The sequence below is a fragment of the Methylobacterium sp. genome (assembly GCF_019745455.1).
Classification (GTDB): domain Bacteria; phylum Pseudomonadota; class Alphaproteobacteria; order Rhizobiales; family Beijerinckiaceae; genus Methylobacterium.
In genome coordinates this window covers 1-17,503 of record NZ_JAIETD010000082.1, presented here as the reverse complement: position 1 = coordinate 17,503, position 17,503 = coordinate 1, and the positions used below count along the sequence as shown (strand labels likewise).

Annotated in this window: 19 protein-coding genes; 3 read left to right on the top strand and 16 right to left on the bottom strand. The window is 64.6% G+C overall.

Translation table 11 applies throughout. From position 1 onward, the window contains the following. Positions 1 to 727: 727 nt before the first annotated feature. Together K2Y56_RS17210 and K2Y56_RS17205 are read left to right on the top strand one after the other, a co-directional pair. On the top strand, positions 728 to 1,216 hold the full coding sequence (locus K2Y56_RS17210) for a DUF417 family protein (RefSeq protein ID WP_018429614.1): 489 nt from the start codon (positions 728 to 730) through the stop codon (positions 1,214 to 1,216). A 13-nt stretch (positions 1,217 to 1,229) separates the two neighbouring features. Further along, a complete protein-coding gene (locus tag K2Y56_RS17205; RefSeq protein ID WP_292510147.1) occupies positions 1,230 to 1,673 on the top strand; it encodes a DUF6314 family protein in 444 nt (147 codons plus the stop codon). A 38-nt stretch (positions 1,674 to 1,711) separates the two neighbouring features. On the opposite strand, the gene K2Y56_RS17200 is transcribed toward K2Y56_RS17205, so the two are convergent. Next, positions 1,712 to 2,671, bottom strand: a complete 960-nt coding sequence (locus K2Y56_RS17200) for a YeeE/YedE thiosulfate transporter family protein (RefSeq protein ID WP_004099025.1) — start codon at positions 2,669 to 2,671, stop codon at positions 1,712 to 1,714. Positions 2,672 to 2,697: 26 nt separating this feature from the next. Further along, the gene (locus K2Y56_RS17195) at positions 2,698 to 3,297 is read right to left on the bottom strand and encodes a MarR family transcriptional regulator (RefSeq protein WP_292510135.1); all 600 of its coding nucleotides are present in this window, start codon (positions 3,295 to 3,297) and stop codon (positions 2,698 to 2,700) included. 190 nt (positions 3,298 to 3,487) lie between these two features. Between K2Y56_RS17195 and K2Y56_RS17190 the strand changes: the two genes are divergently transcribed. Further along, entirely contained in the window at positions 3,488 to 4,384 is an 897-nt protein-coding gene (locus tag K2Y56_RS17190) for a LysR family transcriptional regulator (RefSeq protein WP_292510132.1), read from the top strand. Here the strand turns inward: K2Y56_RS17190 and K2Y56_RS17185 are convergent. From K2Y56_RS17185 to K2Y56_RS17120, 14 genes are all read right to left on the bottom strand, one after another. Then, entirely contained in the window at positions 4,381 to 4,617 is a 237-nt protein-coding gene (locus K2Y56_RS17185; RefSeq protein WP_026227538.1) for a DUF2274 domain-containing protein, read from the bottom strand. The genes K2Y56_RS17190 and K2Y56_RS17185 overlap by 4 nt on opposite strands. Before the next feature lie 2 nt (positions 4,618 to 4,619). Continuing rightward, positions 4,620 to 5,840 (bottom strand): TrbI/VirB10 family protein, encoded by a 1,221-nt coding sequence (locus tag K2Y56_RS17180; protein ID WP_018429610.1) that lies wholly within the window; start codon positions 5,838 to 5,840, stop codon positions 4,620 to 4,622. Then, positions 5,837 to 6,886 (bottom strand): P-type conjugative transfer protein TrbG, encoded by a 1,050-nt coding sequence (trbG, locus tag K2Y56_RS17175; protein ID WP_292510129.1) that lies wholly within the window; start codon positions 6,884 to 6,886, stop codon positions 5,837 to 5,839. Before trbG ends, K2Y56_RS17180 begins: the two co-directional genes overlap by 4 nt. Further along, on the bottom strand, positions 6,883 to 7,566 hold the full coding sequence (gene trbF / locus K2Y56_RS17170) for a conjugal transfer protein TrbF (RefSeq protein ID WP_066114569.1): 684 nt from the start codon (positions 7,564 to 7,566) through the stop codon (positions 6,883 to 6,885). Before trbF ends, trbG begins: the two co-directional genes overlap by 4 nt. Next, entirely contained in the window at positions 7,566 to 8,930 is a 1,365-nt protein-coding gene (gene trbL, locus K2Y56_RS17165; RefSeq protein ID WP_292510124.1) for a P-type conjugative transfer protein TrbL, read from the bottom strand. The genes trbF and trbL overlap by 1 nt, the downstream gene beginning before the upstream one ends. Before the next feature lie 4 nt (positions 8,931 to 8,934). Then, positions 8,935 to 9,324, bottom strand: coding sequence for a putative entry exclusion protein TrbK-alt (trbK-alt, locus tag K2Y56_RS17160; protein ID WP_103243966.1), 390 nt, complete (start codon positions 9,322 to 9,324; stop codon positions 8,935 to 8,937). 10 nt (positions 9,325 to 9,334) lie between these two features. Next, positions 9,335 to 10,105 carry a P-type conjugative transfer protein TrbJ gene (gene trbJ / locus K2Y56_RS17155; protein ID WP_292510114.1) on the bottom strand — a complete coding sequence of 257 codons (771 nt, stop codon included), beginning with the start codon at positions 10,103 to 10,105 and terminating at the stop codon, positions 9,335 to 9,337. Further along, on the bottom strand, positions 10,102 to 12,558 hold the full coding sequence (gene trbE, locus K2Y56_RS17150) for a conjugal transfer protein TrbE (RefSeq protein ID WP_292510111.1): 2,457 nt from the start codon (positions 12,556 to 12,558) through the stop codon (positions 10,102 to 10,104). The genes trbJ and trbE overlap by 4 nt, the downstream gene beginning before the upstream one ends. 12 nt (positions 12,559 to 12,570) lie before the next feature. After that, on the bottom strand, positions 12,571 to 12,852 hold the full coding sequence (locus tag K2Y56_RS17145; protein ID WP_018429603.1) for a VirB3 family type IV secretion system protein: 282 nt from the start codon (positions 12,850 to 12,852) through the stop codon (positions 12,571 to 12,573). Continuing rightward, a complete protein-coding gene (locus tag K2Y56_RS17140) occupies positions 12,852 to 13,184 on the bottom strand; it encodes a TrbC/VirB2 family protein (protein ID WP_018429602.1) in 333 nt (110 codons plus the stop codon). The genes K2Y56_RS17145 and K2Y56_RS17140 overlap by 1 nt, the downstream gene beginning before the upstream one ends. Next, positions 13,181 to 14,164 (bottom strand): P-type conjugative transfer ATPase TrbB, encoded by a 984-nt coding sequence (gene trbB / locus K2Y56_RS17135; protein ID WP_292510106.1) that lies wholly within the window; start codon positions 14,162 to 14,164, stop codon positions 13,181 to 13,183. The genes K2Y56_RS17140 and trbB overlap by 4 nt, the downstream gene beginning before the upstream one ends. Before the next feature lie 169 nt (positions 14,165 to 14,333). Further along, positions 14,334 to 14,768, bottom strand: a complete 435-nt coding sequence (locus tag K2Y56_RS17130; protein ID WP_242222627.1) for a CopG family transcriptional regulator — start codon at positions 14,766 to 14,768, stop codon at positions 14,334 to 14,336. Positions 14,769 to 14,776: 8 nt separating this feature from the next. Next, positions 14,777 to 16,762 carry a conjugal transfer protein TraG gene (locus K2Y56_RS17125; protein ID WP_292510100.1) on the bottom strand — a complete coding sequence of 662 codons (1,986 nt, stop codon included), beginning with the start codon at positions 16,760 to 16,762 and terminating at the stop codon, positions 14,777 to 14,779. A 25-nt stretch (positions 16,763 to 16,787) separates the two neighbouring features. Next, positions 16,788 to 17,503: DUF3363 domain-containing protein (locus K2Y56_RS17120; RefSeq protein WP_292510097.1), on the bottom strand; the 716-nt coding region annotated here is incomplete at its 5' end.

Here is a 17,503-nt window from a genome sequence, read left to right as displayed (position 1 = left end):
TTCGATCTCGAGGTCCATCCATTGCCACATCTATATGTGCGCGGAGCATAGACAGCAAGCCATACCGTGGTCCTCTTCCTCCGCGCGGCTTGTGGAAAATGTCCTGTTTTAAAAGGGTTTCGGAGGATTTCGACTGATCGAGCGCGCCGAAAAAAACGGGTCCGGCTCGTTAAGGCCGCGGAACCGTTGATACCTGGCGGCTATAGGGCAAGCCTTTTCGCTCGGAATCGCCGTAGGTCGCGCCCGAGAATCACTCCGCGTCAGCGCTGTCATCCAGGCCGCGCAGGTGCAGATCAGCGAGACCTAGCTTGCCCCCGGCGTCGCACTTCCATCGTGTCACCGCGCGCGATCACGATTGTATCAATCCCATTGAGGAACAGTCCGTGCTCCACGACGTCGGGGATTGCGGCGATCGCTGCTACGATTTCGGCCGGCATGGTTATCTCGTCCAGGGCCGCGTCCATCCGTACAGGCTGGACGTTTGCCAACGGGCTATAGGCCCACCCGGAGCGCCAGCCCCATCAAGTCAAAATCCCGCAAAGGTCGCGCGTTTGCTGGGTAAAGGCATCGCCGATGAGGATGGCTTCGTGAGGCAGCGAAGCGCGAGCCAGCCGCTCGACATATCTCGCTTATTAGTATATGCGTCGCGCATATACTGCAACGCCTGCCCGAAGCACGTAGACGACGTTCGTGACGTTCCCACGGGACCACTGTTGAGGAATTTTAGATGAGCATTTTCGACCGTTATGAATTTCTTGTCCCCGAGCACGGTCGGAGGGATCTTGGCCTGCTTAGATGGGCTCTCGTGATCGTATTTCTGTGGTTCGGCGCGATGAAGTTCACAGCGTACGAGGCCTATGGTATCGCCCCGTTTATCGAACACAGCCCGATCATGAATTGGCTCGGCATGTTCGGGACGCAGGGGCAAAGCTATTTCATCGGCGTTATCGAGTTATCGACCGGTCTCGTTCTGATCCTTGGTGCATTTCGTCCACTCTTCTCTGCGCTAGGCGCACTAATGTCAGCAGCGACCTATCTGATCACGCTGACCTTTTTCATCACCACTCCAGGTGTCGCGGAGCAGACTGCCGGCGGCTTTCCTGCGATTTCGGCTGCACCAGGGCAGTTTCTACTGAAGGACGCAGTTCTGCTAGCGGCGTCCCTCGTGCTGCTGCGTGCTTCGGTCCGCCACAGAGGGGCGCTTGTGCCCTCGTGACTGTGGTCCTCTCGTGACGGCGGGCGTGCAAATCCTGCAGAACCTCCGCGGGGCATGGATGCTCCGTCGCGATATCGAGCTCGGAGGCGCTCAGCTGCATGGCGACGCGGTCTTCGCCCGTTTCGGCGAAGGCGCGCTCGCTTATCGAGAGAGCGGCATTCTCACACTGGCAGATGGCAGAGTATTCTCCGCGTGCCGGCAGTATCGCTATCGCTTGAGCGAGGACAGTGTTGTCGTCGAGTTCGCAGACGGACCTCATATCGGGACGCAGTTCCTCAGCTTGAGTTTCTCGCGGACGGATACCGGGTTGGAAGCGAGTGGTGTCTATGCCTGCGGAGACGACACCTACCATGCAACCTACAGGATTCTGGGGCCGGCGGCCTTTGAAGTGGTCATCATGGTCCAAGGGCCTGCAAAGGCATACGAGCTAGTCAGCCGATATTCCCGGTCGGGATAAATGCTCATGTCAGGAGGGCAAGTCCTCTGTTGCCCTTATCATGGCCGTGAAAGGCAGCGCCGGAATAACTTACCACGCGCTGCAAATCCGAAGACGATTGTCGTCGTCATCAGAAGGTAGGCGACTATCCCACCAGGTGAAAGAGTCGGAACCGCTGCGAGGATCAACCCATCATTCCCGCCGGGTATGAGCGCGATGCCGATACCCATCAATGTGCCGCCGACGACAGATCGCAGAATGCCATTGGCTGTCGGCAGTTGGAGACGCAGATTGCCTTGGCGAAAGGAGGCGGTTAGGGCGCCTGCGATCGAAGAGATCACCGCAGTGAGCGCGACCTCGCCGGCCGGCGACATTCTGAGAGGAAGGGCGCGTTGAATCACGTCTGCGAAGGTCCAGGCCGGCGAGAGTGCATATAGAAGTCCGCCAGTGATACCGAGTCCAATCATCGAAGCGCCGAACGACCAACCCGGCTTTGTTCGCAGAACGCTCTTCGTGGAAACGAAAACGAGTGCCAGCACGAGCACAACTAGGAAGGCTAGGAGAGTAACGAGGCCTGTTGCGCTCGGTTTGGAGATTAAGCTTGGCCATGTTGAATCGTAGCCGAACCTGCCATGGTCGGCAGCCAAGATACCAATCGTTAATCCCAAGGGTAGAGCTAGAAGTCGCATCTCCCCATCCCCAAGCCGCGCCAGCGATCCGAGCAGGCATGTGTCATTAATGAGTGCGCCGAGGCCGAAGGCGATGGCGCCGATGAGCAGGAGGAAATTGATGCTGGTCGAGGGTGCGAGTGTTGCGCCCAGTGTTCCCGTCCAGACTATCGGGACCGCAACCAGGCCTGCCGCTGCCGACGCTGCGAGAAATCCGACGAACATTTTCGGCGGCTGTCTTCTGTGTAACTCATGAGCGGCCACCACTAAACAGGTTCCGCCTTGGTTCGCCGCATATCCGAACCCGAAGGCAAGTACGCATAGAAGAAGTTCGAGCGCAAACGATCCCATTATATCAAGCCTGCCTGATCATATCGTCAGCCTTCTGATGCGACGTTCCAGCGTGGCGAGCGCCCCGGCTTAGCTTTACCACGGGAAGGCGCGATCCTGCTGTAGCCGCACAGATGGCAAAGGCTGACCGAGCCATCTTTGTCGAAGCCGTTTGCCACAAGGAGCCGCTCCGACAGCATGCCTAGAATGTCGAGGTCATTGGGCGACAGGGGCGAAATACATTCGGAGATCACCTGCTCCCGTGCCTTGAGCAAGGCGTCCGTTATCTTCTTCCCCGAATTGGTGAGGTGAATGAAGCGCGCCCGCCTGTCGGTGATTTGTCTTCGTCGTTCCACCAACTGTTCGCGCTCGAGCCTATCGATCAATCGCACCGTCCCGGCATGAGAAAGCCCGATCGAGGTAGCCAAAACGCTGATCGGCAGTCCGGGCTCCATGCTGAGTAACACCATCACGGCGGTCCCCGGGCCGCTTGGTGAAAACGAGGCCGAGACACTGGCGATGCTGTCTGCAACCGCCAACGCGAGTGCACCTAAATGGTACTTGGCGACCTCAGGCTCCATACGGCAAGAATATATGCTTCGCGCATAGACTTCAAGCGTGTGAAAATGTATGACCGCCGCATGCATCTATGACAGATTCGGACATGGTCATGCTCATTGAGGGGCTCAGCTCGGATTCCACATCTGAGATCAACGGACGTGCTCGTTCCCCAGGCGCTAGCGGGGGTGGGCTCGATGAAAGTGGACGTGCATGGGTGCCGCTCACCGGGCGCAGGCGGTTCGCCGATGAGACCGCCGGTATGATCGGACGGGTCTCATGCCCGACCTGACTCTTGATCTCCGATACCTGAAGTACGCCGTTCAGGTCGCCGAGGCCGGCAGCTTCCGCCGAGCGGCGGAGCGCCTATCGATATCGCAATCCACCGTCAGCCGACGTGTGCAGCTGTTTGAGCGCCAACTTGGCTTTTCTCTCTTCAAGCGTACGCGAGCGGGGGCAGGGCTGACTCCAGAAGGTGAGCGCTTCCTTCAACAAGCGGTGGTGGGAGCGCGCTACCTTCGTAACGCCGCAACGGAGATCCGCTCCGCGCGGAAACTCAAGACCGGGCTCGTGAGGTTTGGAATGCTTGAAGCGTTCCCGGCGTGCCCGATCATCAACATTCTCTCGGCATTCAGAAATAGACATCCGACGATCGAGGTAAAGCTTGAGGAAGGCACTTCAGAAGAAAACACTTTGGGGGTGAAGCGCGGATTACTGGACGCAGCAATCAGCCTGAGTGCGAGCAAGAGCCCTCAGTTCCAAGTTCGACGTCTCTGCGAACCAGATCTGTTCGTGGCATTGTCCCCGCTTCACGAGTTGGCAGCACGGCCAGAGCTGTCGTGGGAGGACATTTGTGACGAAGTCTTCCTCGTTCGCTCGGATGGCGCTGGGCGTGAGCTCGCTGGCATACTCCGGCGCATGGTGGGCGCCGGAGACGGAGCGGTTCAACTCTCGATCCAACAAGTCAGCCGAGAAACCCTGCTGACGATGGTCGAACAGGGCTTCGGCTTGACCATCACCAGCGTGATCTACCGGCCGGATATCGCGTTGATCCCGCTCCCATCGGCGCGGGCGCCGACGGCCGCTATAATTTCTTCCAGTGACAACGACAACCCGACTCTGCCGCTGCTGCTGAAGTGTTTCGACACCCCCTCTAGAGCGGGGACCACGGATTAATCGGCGCTCCCCGGCGTCAACGTTCGCCTGGCTTTGGCGAAGCCACGGTCTGTCGCGATGAACCGTTGTAACATCGGGACGATTAACCGAGCTGGGTCAACAGCGGACTGACCTTGCTCTCGGCCCAATAGGTGGGCGTAGTCAACAAGGTCCTGGTGGAGAGCTGCAGGTAGCTCGACCTGTACCTTAAGCGGCTTGTCGTCCGCGATGGGGCCTAGCTTAAGCTTCGACATCATCACCCTCCATATGGCTCCAGTACCAAGTCTCGCGTCACGATAACGCGCACGGGAAATCCGGGCCGAATAGTGATCGTGGGCGCGACGTTGAGCTGACGCCTCACAATCTGCTGCCCTGCGTCGTTGATGGTGTCCTGCCCACCGTTCCGGATCGCCTGAACGAGCCGATCGTCGTTGTCGACCGCGAGTTCGGCGCCGACGCTCAGCAGTGTCGACAATCCCGCAGCCTTGGCCAGATCCCACCAATGGTAATCGACGCCATCCTGAAGCCCGGCGAACCCTTCAGCGTCAGCACCAGGCTGGCGCTCGAGAACGATCGAGCGCCCGTTCGGGAAGACGAGCCGAGTCCAGACGAGCAGGACTCGGCTCTGGCCGAACTGCACGTTGTTGTCGTACTGCCCGACCACACGAGTGCCTTGCGGCACAAGCAAGATACGGCCGGTTGGGCTGTCGTAGATGTTTTCGGTGACCTGCGCGGTGATCTGGCCGGGTAGATCGGATCGGATGCCGGTGATCAGCGCCGCGGATATCACTGCTCCCGCCTGAAGGACGTTCGGCGATACTGGCGCAGCGACGCGATCGGGCGCAACCGTCCTGCGATCGGCCGCGGCGTTCAGAAACGCGTTCTGCCGGTCCTGCGCCGAGGGCGTGGCGGGCGGCGGAGCGAGGCCAATGCTCGCCAAATCCGGCACCGGCGCGAGCGCTGGGGCAGCTCCCGCAGCAGCGGGTGTGCCCCGGCTTTCCGATCCGGAGAAGAGACGGCTGGTGCGCGCGGTCTCGATTTCCTGAAGGCGGCGCTGCTCTTCCGGGCTGATGCCGGGATTGGGCGTGGCCGTCCCGGGTGTGGGCACCGGCTGTCCGCGATCCTGGGTACTAAGGATCGGCCGACCGAGGTCACCGGGAAGAGGGGGACCGAGCTGTGGCACGCCACTGTAATCTCGCGGCAGGCCGGCCAGTCCGTCAGCGGTCGAGCGGTTCTCGGTCGAATAGAGTTCGTCGTTCGGCCGACCGGCGTCGCGGGTCTGAAGCGCGTAGATCAGCGCACCTCCGAGCCCGACGCTGGCGACAAGACCGAGGCCGGCGAGAACCTTCCGCGACAACCGGGTGACGCGGGGCGGTTCGGCCCGCAGCCGCATCGGCGCAGGCCCGACCGGCTCGCCGGTCAGGGGCTGCGCATCGTCGTCCGGCACTTCCTCAATCCGGGGCGGGTTCTCGCTCACGAGGTCGGCCTCCCGCCTGTGCGGACGATCCTGACGCGCTTCTGCTCGCGGCCGGAGCCGAAGCGAAGTTCGGCAGCCGCGAACAGACGATCAACGATCATGTGGTGGCCGCGAACGCGATAGTTCACGAGCTCAGAGGTGTTGCCCTCGGGGCCGACGACGAAGAGTGGCGGCATCTCGCCCTGACCGATGCCGCGCGGAAACTCGATAAAGACCTGGCGTCCGTCGTCGAAGGCGCGCAGCGGCCGCCAGGGCGCACGGTCGCCCTCGATCGCATAGCGGAAGTTGACGTTCGCGAGATCGACGCCGCTCGCCACCGGCTGGGCCGCCTGCGCCTCGGCGTTCTGACGGCGCAGCGCAATGAGCTGGTCTTGCGGATACTGCCATGAGACCGACGCCATATAGGTGCGCTCTGTCGAGCGCAGCTCCATGTGATAGGTGCGCATGTTGGTGTTGATGACGAGGTTTGTCATCAGGTCGGCGCGGGTGGGCTTTACTAGGATGTGGATCTGGCGCGTTGCCCCCGATCCGCTCTCGGTGTCGCCGATGATCCAGCGCACTGTGTCGCCGGCGGCCACCGGGCCTGCGCCGACAAGCTGCTCCCCGGGTTGGAGCGCGATGTCGGTGATCTGCCCGACGGCGGTATAGACTTGATAAAGCGCCCCTTGAGTCCACGGGTAGACCTGCATCGAGTTAATGAAGCCGTCGCGCACCGGCTGGACTCGTGCCGCCTCGTTTGCCTGGTTGACGCGAGCGGTCGGATTAGAAGGCTCCGGGGCACGCCGCGTCTCCTCCACACGCTGCAATTGGCCAGGCAGCGGCAGCGGCCGGGGCAGCTCGACCACGGTGACCGGCGCGGGTGGATCGACGGTCTGCACCGCCGGAGCCGCATTGTCGTAGGAAATCTCCGGCGGCGGATTGGTGGTCGCGCAGCCCGCGAGCGCGGTCGCCGCTAGCAGAACGACCGGGAATGCGGCTCTACGGAGAGCCGGGAGTACGTGTGTGTGTGAAGCCGGGTTTCCGGCTTTACGGAAATACGGCTTCATTGCCCAAGCTCCCGTGACCAGTTGATGGCGTTGACGTAGATGCCGAGCGGGTTCGCCCTGAGCCGGTCGGCGTTTCGGGGGATCTGCACGACGATCGTCAGGATCGCGGTCCAGCGCGTGGTCTCGGCGAGCTGGCCATTTTCGTATCGGCGCTCGACCCAGGCGACGCGGAAGCTGTCCGGGGACGCGCGGATGACGCTGGAGACGTCGACAGCGACCTGCTGCCGGCCGACCCGTGTAAAGGGGTCGTTGGAGCGGGCGTAGTCATTGAGCGCCATGGCGCCGCGGTCAGTCGTGAAGTCGTAGGCGCGCAGCCAGTTCTGCCGGACGATGATCGCATCGGCCGGAATGCTCCGGACCTGCTCGATGAAGCGCGCTAGGTGGAAGGCAATCTGCGGATCGGTCGGACGATAGTCGGCCTCGGCGGGCGCGACGGCCTGCGCCTGACCGATGCGATCGACTTGGACCACCCAGGGTACGATCGTCCCGCGTGCTGACTGCACGACGAGCGCGGTGGCGAACCCGGCCGATAGGATCAGTGAGCCGAACGCCATGAGCCGCCAGTTCTTGGCCTGCACGCGCGAGGCGCCGATGCGCTCATCCCAGACCTGGGTGGCGCGTTGATAGGGCGTCGCCGGCTCGGGGGCCTTGCCATAATGGGTAGAGGGTCGTTTGAACATCAGCGATCGCCTTCGGAAAGATTGATGGAAGAGCCGCCGCCGTGGGCGTCGCCGGAGCGGACGGCATGGGCCGTGGCCTGGACGGCATGGGTCATGTGCTGGGATCGGCGCATCCGCTGCGCCCAGGCCGGCGGACCGCCGGCGTTCGCGGAACGGGCGGCAGCGGCGCCATCACCGGCCGCGTCACCGCCGATCGAGCCCATGGTGGAAGTGCCGCCTGTCGCCTCAAAGGCGGCCTTGCCGCCAGCGTTGAAGCTTGAGCGCATGCTTTCGGCGGCACGCGACGCAGTGCGGCGCAGGGGTGAGACGGCGGCGCTGCCGCCGGCACGGGCGACCCCGCTGAGACCGGAAGCGACGCCGGCCGCGCCGGACTGCCCGGCTGCGCCAAGGCTGTAAGCGGTGGACGCGCCGCCAGCGATCGCAGCACCGCCACGAGCGGCGGCGGCCGCACCACTGGCCAGCGCAGCGCCACCCGACGCGGCGGCGCCGACGGCGCCAGCGCCGAGCGCGACCATGCCGCCTGCGGCCAGGCCAGTGCCGACTGCTGCTCCGGCGCTGAGCTGGGGACCACCGGAGACGATGCCGCTTGCAATACCGGGACCGAAGATGCCGAGGCCGAGCAGCGACAGCGCGGCGAGCACGATCGCCATCGCTTCGTCGATTGTCGGGTTCTGGCCGCCGAAACCGGATGTGAATTCTGAGAAGAGCGTCGAGCCGATGCCGATGATGACGGCCAGCACCAGCACCTTGATGCCGGAGGAGATGACGTTGCCCAGCACCCGTTCGGCCATGAAGGCCGACTTGCCGAACAGGCCGAACGGGATCAGCACGAAGCCGGCGAGCGTCGTCAGCTTGAACTCGATGAGCGTGACGAAGAGCTGGATGGCGAGGATGAAAAAAGCGAGCAGCACCAGCGCCCAGGCCAGGAACATGCAGGCGATCTGGATGAAGTTCTCGAAGAACGACCAGTAGCCCATGAGGCTGGAGATGGAATCGAGCAGCGGCCGTCCGGCGTCGAGCCCGGTCTGAGCGACCTTGCCAGGGCGCAAGAGGTCGGCCGTGGTGAACCCGGTGCCGCTAGCCTTCAGGCCGAGGCCGGCGAAGCTCTCGAAAATGATCCGGGCGAGGTTGTTCCAATTACCGATGATGTAGGCGAACACGCCGACGAACAGCGTCTTCTTCACCAGGCGGGCCATGATGTCGTCGTCGGCGCCCCAGCTCCAGAACAGCGCCGCCAGCGTCACGTCGATGACGATCAGGGTGGTGGCGATGAAGGCGACTTCGCCGCTGAGTAGCCCGAATCCGCTGTCGATGTAGCGGGTGAAGACCTCAAGAAAATGGTCAATGACGCCGGTGCCGCCCATGATCTTATCTCGCCTCGTCGAGCTGCGGCGGCGCGATCGGTGCGGCGGGCTCGAAGGCCGGCTGATCGGTGCGGTCCGATTGGGGTATGAGAGTGTTTCGCGGCGCTGGCGGGATGTCCGGCAAGCGCTCGGTAGGTCGCGCGCCGGGCGCGAGGAAGCGGTTGCGGTTTTCGGCCCAGGCCCGCAGGCACGCCGGATCGCGCGGCCCCGCTTCGCCGAGCACCTGGCAGCGGATCATTTCGTCGCGCAACGGATCGCCCTGCGCTTGGGTGGTCCGGTCGGACGGCCACGCCTCCCGCACTTCCTCTTTCCGGTTCATCTCGATCGCGGTCGCAGTGATCGCGACGGCCACGAACACCACAGCGCCGAGCCGTGCGAGCATCTTGCCGTCCATGGCCGCGCCCTCAGTTGCCATTCGGGAACATGCGGGCGTTGCCGGGCTGATAGCCGGTGCCCGGCGTCAGGAACCGTCGGCGCTGCTCCCGGCCCTGCTCGGCCGCTGCCGCACGTTCCGCTTCGGACAGGCTCTGCGCCCGACCGTTTGCGGCGACGACGGCCGTGAGGTCCGCGAGCTGCTGTGCTTGCAGGGCGAGAAGCTGGTTGCCGGCTTGTGTCGCTTGGAGCGCGCCCGTGGCGCCCTGGCTTTGGCCGACCAGCGCCGACATCTGGGTCCGGTTCGTGTCGATGTTACCGACGACGCCCGCCTGGACGCGCATGGCGTCCTGCAGGCCGCCGACGGTGTTCTGCCAGCGCTCCCGCGCCTGCGCCACGAGCGCCTGGTCGGAGGCGGACATGGAGGCGTTGCCGTAGGTCGACGTGAACGCCTGGTCGATGCGCTGGACGTCGTAGGCGATTCCTTGCGCCTGTTGCAGGAGCTGCTGGGTGCGCTGAACCGACTGCTGAAGCTGCTGGAGCGAGGAGTATGGCAGGCTGGCGAGGTTGCGGGCCTGGTTGATCAGCATCGTCGCTTCGTTCTGAAGCTGGGTGATCTGCTGATTGACCTGCTGGAGGGTGCGCGCCGCCGTCAGGACGTTCTGCGCATAGTTGGTCGGATCGTAGACGATCCATTGCGCAGCGGCGGGAGTGCTGAGGATCGGCGAAAGCGCGATCGGCGCGGCAAGCAGCGCTGCGGTGATACGCAGTGCAAGCGAGCGGGATTGAGTAGAACGGGTCATGGGCGTGTCTCCGGATCGGTTTGGGGGATGACATTGGTGAGGTCGGCGATGAGGTCCGCGGCCCAGGCAAGCCGGTTCTCGGCGAGCCACTCAGCGAGGAAGCCATCCGTGCCGCTGCGGGCGTGAACGTCCGCGATCAGCGCCTGGTGCTGCTTGGACGACGCGGCGCAGAGCGCGAGCGCCACGTCCGACAGCCCCAGCTCGAACAGCCGGTTGCCGCGCCGCGACTGGCAGTAATAGTCGCGCTTAGGCATCGCCCGCGCGAGGATCTCGATCTGGCGATCGTTGAGCCCAAAGCGGCGATAGATGGCGGTGATCTGCGGCTCGATCGCGCGTTCGTTCGGCAGCAGGATGCGAGTCTGACAGCTCTCGATGATGGCTGGCGCGATCGCTGAGCCGTCGATGTCGGAGAGCGACTGCGTCGCGAAGATGACGCTGGCGTTCTTCTTGCGCAGCGTCTTCAGCCACTCGCGGAGCTGACCGGCGAAACCCTCGTCGTCCAGCGCCAGCCAGCCTTCATCGACGATCAGCAGCGTGGGGCGACCGTCGAGGCGGTCCTCGATGCGGTGGAAGAGATAGGCGAGCACGGCGGCGGCGGCGCCCGTGCCGATCAACCCTTCTGTTTCGAAGACCTGGACATTCGCTTCGCCCAGATGCTCGGCCTCGGCGTCGAGCAACCGGCCATAGGGACCGCCGACGCAATAGGGCCGAAGCGCCTGCTTCAGGTCGTTGGACTGCAGCAGGACGGACAGGCCGGTGAGCGTCCGCTCGTTGATCGGCGCGGACGCCAGCGAGGAGAGCGCCGACCAGAGATGCTCCTTCACCTCGGGCGTGACCGGCACGCTCTCGCGCCCCAGGATCGCGATCAGCCAGTCGGAGGCCCAGGCGCGCTCGGCGACATCGTCGATGCGCCCGAGCGGCTGAATCGACACGCTGTCGTCTGAGCCTTCGGTGAGGCCACCGCCAAGATCGTGCCAGTCTCCGCGCATGGCGAGCGCGGCGGCGCGGATCGATCCGCCAAAGTCGAAGGCGAAAACCTGCGACTGCGGATAGCGCCGGAACTGCAGCGCCATTAGCGCCAGCAGCACCGACTTGCCGGCGCCCGTTGGCCCGACGATCAGGGTGTGGCCGACATCGCCGACATGGATGGAAAGCCGGAACGGGGTCGAGCCTTCGGTTCTGCCGTAAAGCAGTGGGGGTGCATCGAAGTGCTCGTCCCGTTCCGGTCCCGCCCACACCGCCGACAGCGGGATCATGTGGGCGAGATTCAAGGTGTTGATCGGCGGCTGCCGGACATTGGCGTAGACATGGCCGGGCAGCGAGTCGAGCCAGGCGTCGACCGCGTTGATCGTCTCGGGCATGGCGGTGAAGTCGCGGCCCTGGATGACCTTCTCGACCATCCGCAGCTTTTCAGCTGCGATGCGCGGGTCCTCGTCCCAGACGGTGATAGTCGCCGTCACATAGGCTTGGCCCGCATAGTCGGCGCCCAGCTCCTGCAACGCCATGTCGGCGTCGGCGGCCTTGTTGGCCGCATCGGTATCGACCAGCGCAGAGGCCTCGTTGGTCATCACCTCCTTGAGGATGGCGGCGATCGACTTGCGCTTGGCGAACCACTGACGCCTGATCTTCGTCAGCAGCTTGGTGGCGTCGGTCTTGTCGAGCAGGACGGCGCGTGTTGACCAGCGATAGGGAAAGGCCAGCCGGTTCAGCTCATCGAGGATGCCGGGCGTGGTCGCGGTCGGGAAGCCGACAATGGTGAGGATGCGGACATGTGCGTCGCCGAGCCGGGGTTCGAGCCCGCCGGTCAGGGGCTGATCGGCCAGCAGCGCATCGAGATATATCGGCGTCTCGGGCACGCGGACGCGGTGCCGCTTGGTCGAGACGGTCGAATGCAGATAGGTCAGCGTCTCGCCGTCATCGAGCCAGGCGCATTCCGGCATGAAGGCGTCGATGAGCTGAAGGATGCGATCGGTGCGGTCTGCGAATCCGCGCAGGATCTCGTGCGCATCGACGCCAGCGTGATCGCGACCCTCATAGAGCCAGGTCTCTGCGCGCGCCGCGTCTTCGGCCGGGGGAAGGTAGAGGAAGGTGAGGAAGTAGCTCGATTCGAAGTGCGCGCCGGCTTCCTCGAAGTCGGCTTTCCGTTCGGCGTCGACCAAGGCCGACGCGCTGTCGGCGAACACGCTGGCCGGATAGGTCGCGGCACCATGGCGCTGCGCCTCGACGAAGATGGCCCAGCCGGAGCCCAGGCGACGGAAGGCGTTGTTGAGGCGCCCGGCGACCGCGACTAGCTCGGCCGGAACGGCACTGTCGAGGTCGGGTCCGCGAAATCTTGCGGTCCGCTGCAAGCTGCCGTCCTTGTTCAAGACGATGCCTTCGCCAACAAGCGCCACCCAGGGCAGGAAGTCGGCGAGACGGGTATTGCGGTTGCGATATTCTGCAAGGTTCATCATCGGCGTTCCTCCTCAAACCGACAGGTGGCCGGGGATGCGCAGATGCTTGCGCACGACATCGACGAACTGCGGATCGCGCTTGGCTGCCCAGACGGCCGCGAAGTGGCCGAGAGCCCAGAGGCCGAGACCGACCAGCCAGAGGCGCAGGCCGAGGCCGAGCGCTGCCGCCAGCGTGCCGTTGAGGATGGCGAGCGAGCGCGGCGCGCCGCCGAGCAGGATGTGCTCGGTCAGCGCCCGATGGACCGGGACTGAGAAGCCTGCCAGCTCGCCATGATGATCCGCGCCGTTGGCCATCAGACGAGCGCCCCGCCGCCGAACGAGAAGAACGACAGGAAGAAGCTGGACGCGGCGAAGGCGATCGACAGGCCGAAGACGATCTGGATCAGCTTGCGGGCACCGCCGGAAGTGTCGCCGAAGGCGAGCGTCAGGCCGGTGATGATGATGATCATCACCGCGATGATCTTGGCGACAGGCCCCTCGATCGACTCGAGGATGGATTGCAGCGGTGCTTCCCAGGGCATGGAGGAACCGGACGCGTGCGCGGCGGGCGCCATCGCCAGCGAGACGAAGGCGACGGACACCGCCGTAGCGATATGCCGGCGGATGCGCAGGGCGTGCTTAATCATGACGGGTCTCCTGTAAGGGGCTGGGTTGCGGGGGTGACGCGGTAGTCGCCGCCGGGGCCGAGCCCCTCGATGCGGGCGAGTTCGGCGAGGTGGCGCGATGCGCCACGGCCGGACAGCACGGCGATGAGATCAATCGTCTCCGCGATCAGCGCGCGCGGGACGGTGACGACGGCTTCCTGAATGAGCTGCTCCATGCGACGAAGCGCGCCGATAGCGGTGCCGGCGTGGATGGTGCCGACTCCACCGGGGTGGCCGGTGCCCCAGGCTTTCAGCAGATCGAGCGCCTCGGCCCCGCGCACCTCGCCGATCGGGATGCGGTCTGGGCGGAGGCGAAGCGAAGAGCGGACGAGATCGGAAAGTGAGGCGATGCCATCCTTCGTCCGCATGGCGACAAGATTGGGCGCGGCGCATTGCAGTTCGCGCGTGTCCTCGATGAGCACGACGCGGTCGGAGGTCTTCGCGACTTCGGCCAGCAGCGCGTTGGTGAGGGTCGTCTTGCCGGTGGATGTGCCGCCGGCAACGAGGATGTTACGGCGGTCGGCGACGGCTTGGCGCAGCGTCTCGGCCTGACCTGCGGCCATGATGCCGGCGGCGACATAATCGTCGAGAGTGAACACGGCGACAGCGGGCTTGCGGATTGCGAAGGCTGGCGCTGACACCACGGGGGGCAGCAGCCCCTCGAATCTTTCCCCCGTCTCGGGAAGCTCGGCCGACACACGCGGGGCTCCGGGATGAACCTCGGCGCCGACATGATGGGCGACGAGACGGATGATCCGCTCGCCGTCTGAAGGCGACAGCAGCTCACCCGTATCGGAAAGCCCTTCGGAAAGCCGGTCGACCCAGAGCCGCCCATCGGGATTGAGCATCACCTCGACGATCACGGGATCTTCCAGAAAGCGGGCGATCGCCGGCCCGAGGGCCGTGCGCAGCATGCGGGCACCGCGAAGGAGCGCTTCCGATTTCTGGTGAGTTGCCGCCACGTCGTCCCCGTTCTCTTGCGGGACCGCGACATGCGGCCCTGGATCGGGGATGAGTAGAAGAGGCAGAAATTAGGGCCTGACAACAACCGTGCTGTGGTCGTCGTACTGTGGCGTACAAATACAGGGAAACGGCGGAACGCAGGAATACTTGTGGTAGGCGCGGTCGTGATTAATCCGCGTCGCGCGCGGGCGCGATGTCTTCCGAAATCTCCTGGCGAAGCTTCGGCCCGTGAGCGAGTCGCCGGCCGAGGGCGGTGACGAACGCCTCGTAGCGCTCGCCTGCTTTCGAGCGCGCCGCAGCCTGTGCGGGCTCCGGCAGCGGCGGGTTTGTCGTCAGCCAGAAGCGGATGAACACGGCCAGCGTTTCGACGCTGATTCCGAGATCGCGCTCCATCCGCGCCATTCGCCGGTCGATCTGGTCGAGCCGCTTCGTCGTCGCAGCCTCCTGCCGTTCGGCAGCATCAGGCGACAGGAAGGAGGCGATGCCGGCTTCCGCGATCAGCGAGAGGGATTGATCACGACGGCCCGCGTGCGCGGCGAGCGCCTTCATGACCTCCGGTTCGAGATATACAGACAGGCGCTGCTTTTTGGGGGGCTTCGCCATTGTGCCTCCTAAAGATCGATGCCGTCGCCGGGATCAAGCGACGCCTGCCGCGCCACCTGGCGCATCGTCTGGTTCATGCGCGAGAGGCGCGCGGCGTCCTCGTCGGCGTCGTCGCGGGGATCGATCTCAAACTCGTTTTCGATGGGTTGCTTTGGCTCGACGGGTTTTGAGCGACTCAACTCCGGCTGGTGCCGGCGCTCGGAGTCGGTCGTATCCTCGTCCTCCGATCCGTCGCCGCTAGCGGCCGCTGCCATCACCGGTGTCGCCGGAAGAGGCAGCGTGCTCCAGTCGTCCGGTCGTGCAGTGGTCGGCTTGACGAGATTCGGCGGCGGCAGGATGCGCTCCTGAAACCGGCGATCCTCATAATATCGCGCCTTCTTTGCGCGGATCGGCGGGGTGCCCGCCACCATGACGATTTCGTCGGATGGCGGAAGCTGCATGATCTCGCCGGGCGTCATCAGTTGCCGGGCTGTCTCCGAGCGCGAGACCATCATGTGACCGAGCCAGGGCGACAGGCGATGTCCGGCATAGTTCTTCATCGCGCGCATCTCGGTCGCGGTGCCGAGCGCGTCGGAGACACGCTTGGCGGTCCGCTCGTCATTGGTCGCGAAGCTGACGCGGACATGGCAGTTGTCGAGGATCGAGTTGTTCGGTCCGTAGGCCTTCTCGATCTGGTTCAGCGACTGGGCGATGAGGAAGGCTTTGAGACCGTAGCCGGCCATGAAGGCAAGCGCGCTCTCAAAGAAGTCGAGGCGGCCGAGGGCCGGGAATTCGTCGAGCATCAGGAGAAGCCGGTGGCGGTTGCCCTTCGCGTTCAGATCCTCCGTGAGCCGCCGGCCGATCTGATTGAGGATCAGACGGATCAGCGGCTTGGTGCGGTTGATGTCCGAGGGCGGCACAACGAGGTAAAGCGTCGTCGGATGCTTGCCGCCGACTATGTCGGTGATGCGCCAGTCGCAGCGGCGTGTGACTTCGGCGACGACGGGATCGCGATAGAGGCCGAGGAACGACATCGCGGTGGACAGCACGCCCGATCGCTCGTTGTCGGATTTGTTCAGCAGTTCGCGGGCCGCGCTGGCGATCACCGGATGCGGGCCAGCCTCGCCGAGATGGGCGGTCCTCATCATGGCGGCGAGCGTCGAGTCGATCGGCCGCTTCGGGTCGGAGAGGAAGGCGGCGACGCCAGCCAGGGTCTTGTCGGCCTCGGCGTAGAGGACGTGCAGGATGGCGCCGACCAGCAGCGCGTGGCTGGTTTTTTCCCAGTGGTTCCGCTTCTCCAGCGAGCCTTCTGGGTCGACCAGGATATCGGCGATGTTCTGGACGTCGCGGACCTCCCACTCGCCGCGGCGGACCTCGAGCAGAGGATTGTAGGCGGCCGACTTCGTGTTCGTCGGATCGAACAGCAGCACGCGGCCGTGCCGGGATCGAAAGCCCGCCGTCAGCGTCCAGTTCTCCCCCTTGATGTCGTGGACGATGGCCGAGCCCGGCCAGGTCAGCAGTGACGGCACGACCAGGCCGACGCCCTTGCCGGATCGCGTGGGAGCGAAGCACAGCACATGCTCGGGACCATCGTGACGGAGGTAGTCGCGCTCGAACTTGCCCAGGATCACGCCATCCGCGCCCAGGAGGCCCGCGGCACTCACTTCGCGAGCATCGGCCCATCGGGCGGAGCCGAAGGTCTCGGCGTTCTTGGCTTCGCGCGCCCGCCACACGGACATGCCGATCGCGACGGCGATGGAAATGAAACCGCCCGACGCGGCGATATAGGCGCCTTCGATGAAGATCGGCGGAGCATAGGCATCGTAGAAATACCACCACCAGAAAAAGGCTGGCGGATAGTAGATCGGCCAACCGGCCAGTTCGAACCACGGAAGCCCAAGCTGTGGCTGGAAGCCGAGCCGATAGGCCGTCCATTGCGTCGCCGCCCAGGTTGTCATCAGCACGATCAGGACGACGGTGAGGATCTGGCCCCAGAGGATTTTGGTCGCCGACATGGCGGGCACTCCTCTCTTGATTGGGCTACATGCCGAGGCCGCGGTTGCGGCCGAAGCTCCAGTCGACGCCACCGGCGCCGTGCGACACGCCGGAGACGTGCTGACCGACCTGGCGTTCGAGGGACGGCGACCAGGGCACGAGCTGGAATCCGAGGCCGTCATCGATCATGGCGAAGCGGCCAGACGCGAGCGCGAAGCGCTGCCGGTAGGTGCCCGCCACATACTCGCCCGTTGCGGCCTTCGAGAATTGTCGGCCGGTCTCGGCCGCGAGCTTCTCGCCAAGGGCGTCGACCTCGCGCTGCCGCAGCATGTCGATCAGCCCGGGTGAGAAGCTGACGCCCCGTGTTTGTCGCTCGGCGAGACCCTGGCCGACGAGATGGTCGGCACGGCGGTCCATAGCCTGGCGCACCTCGGCGCCGAAGCCGCCGCCGCCGAGCGGAACGGGCTCACGGGCGATCGCCTGCCGGTCGAGCCAGGTCGCGCCGGTTGCATGGACTTGCCTCTCGATGTCGAGATCGGAGCGGATGGCGAGCGCGACCCGTCTGCGTCCCTGCGCGTCGTCGAATTTGCGCAGCTCGACGATCGAGCCCGGCGCGCTATCGCCGGCCGCGTCGAGGTCGGGCAGCTTGATATAATGGGTCCGTCCGTCCGTGCCATCGACCACGGGGTCGTGTCCGTCAATGAGGTGGAAATTCGGGGTGGAGTTGGAGCGGCCATCGGTCAGGCGGCCTGAGGTGGAAT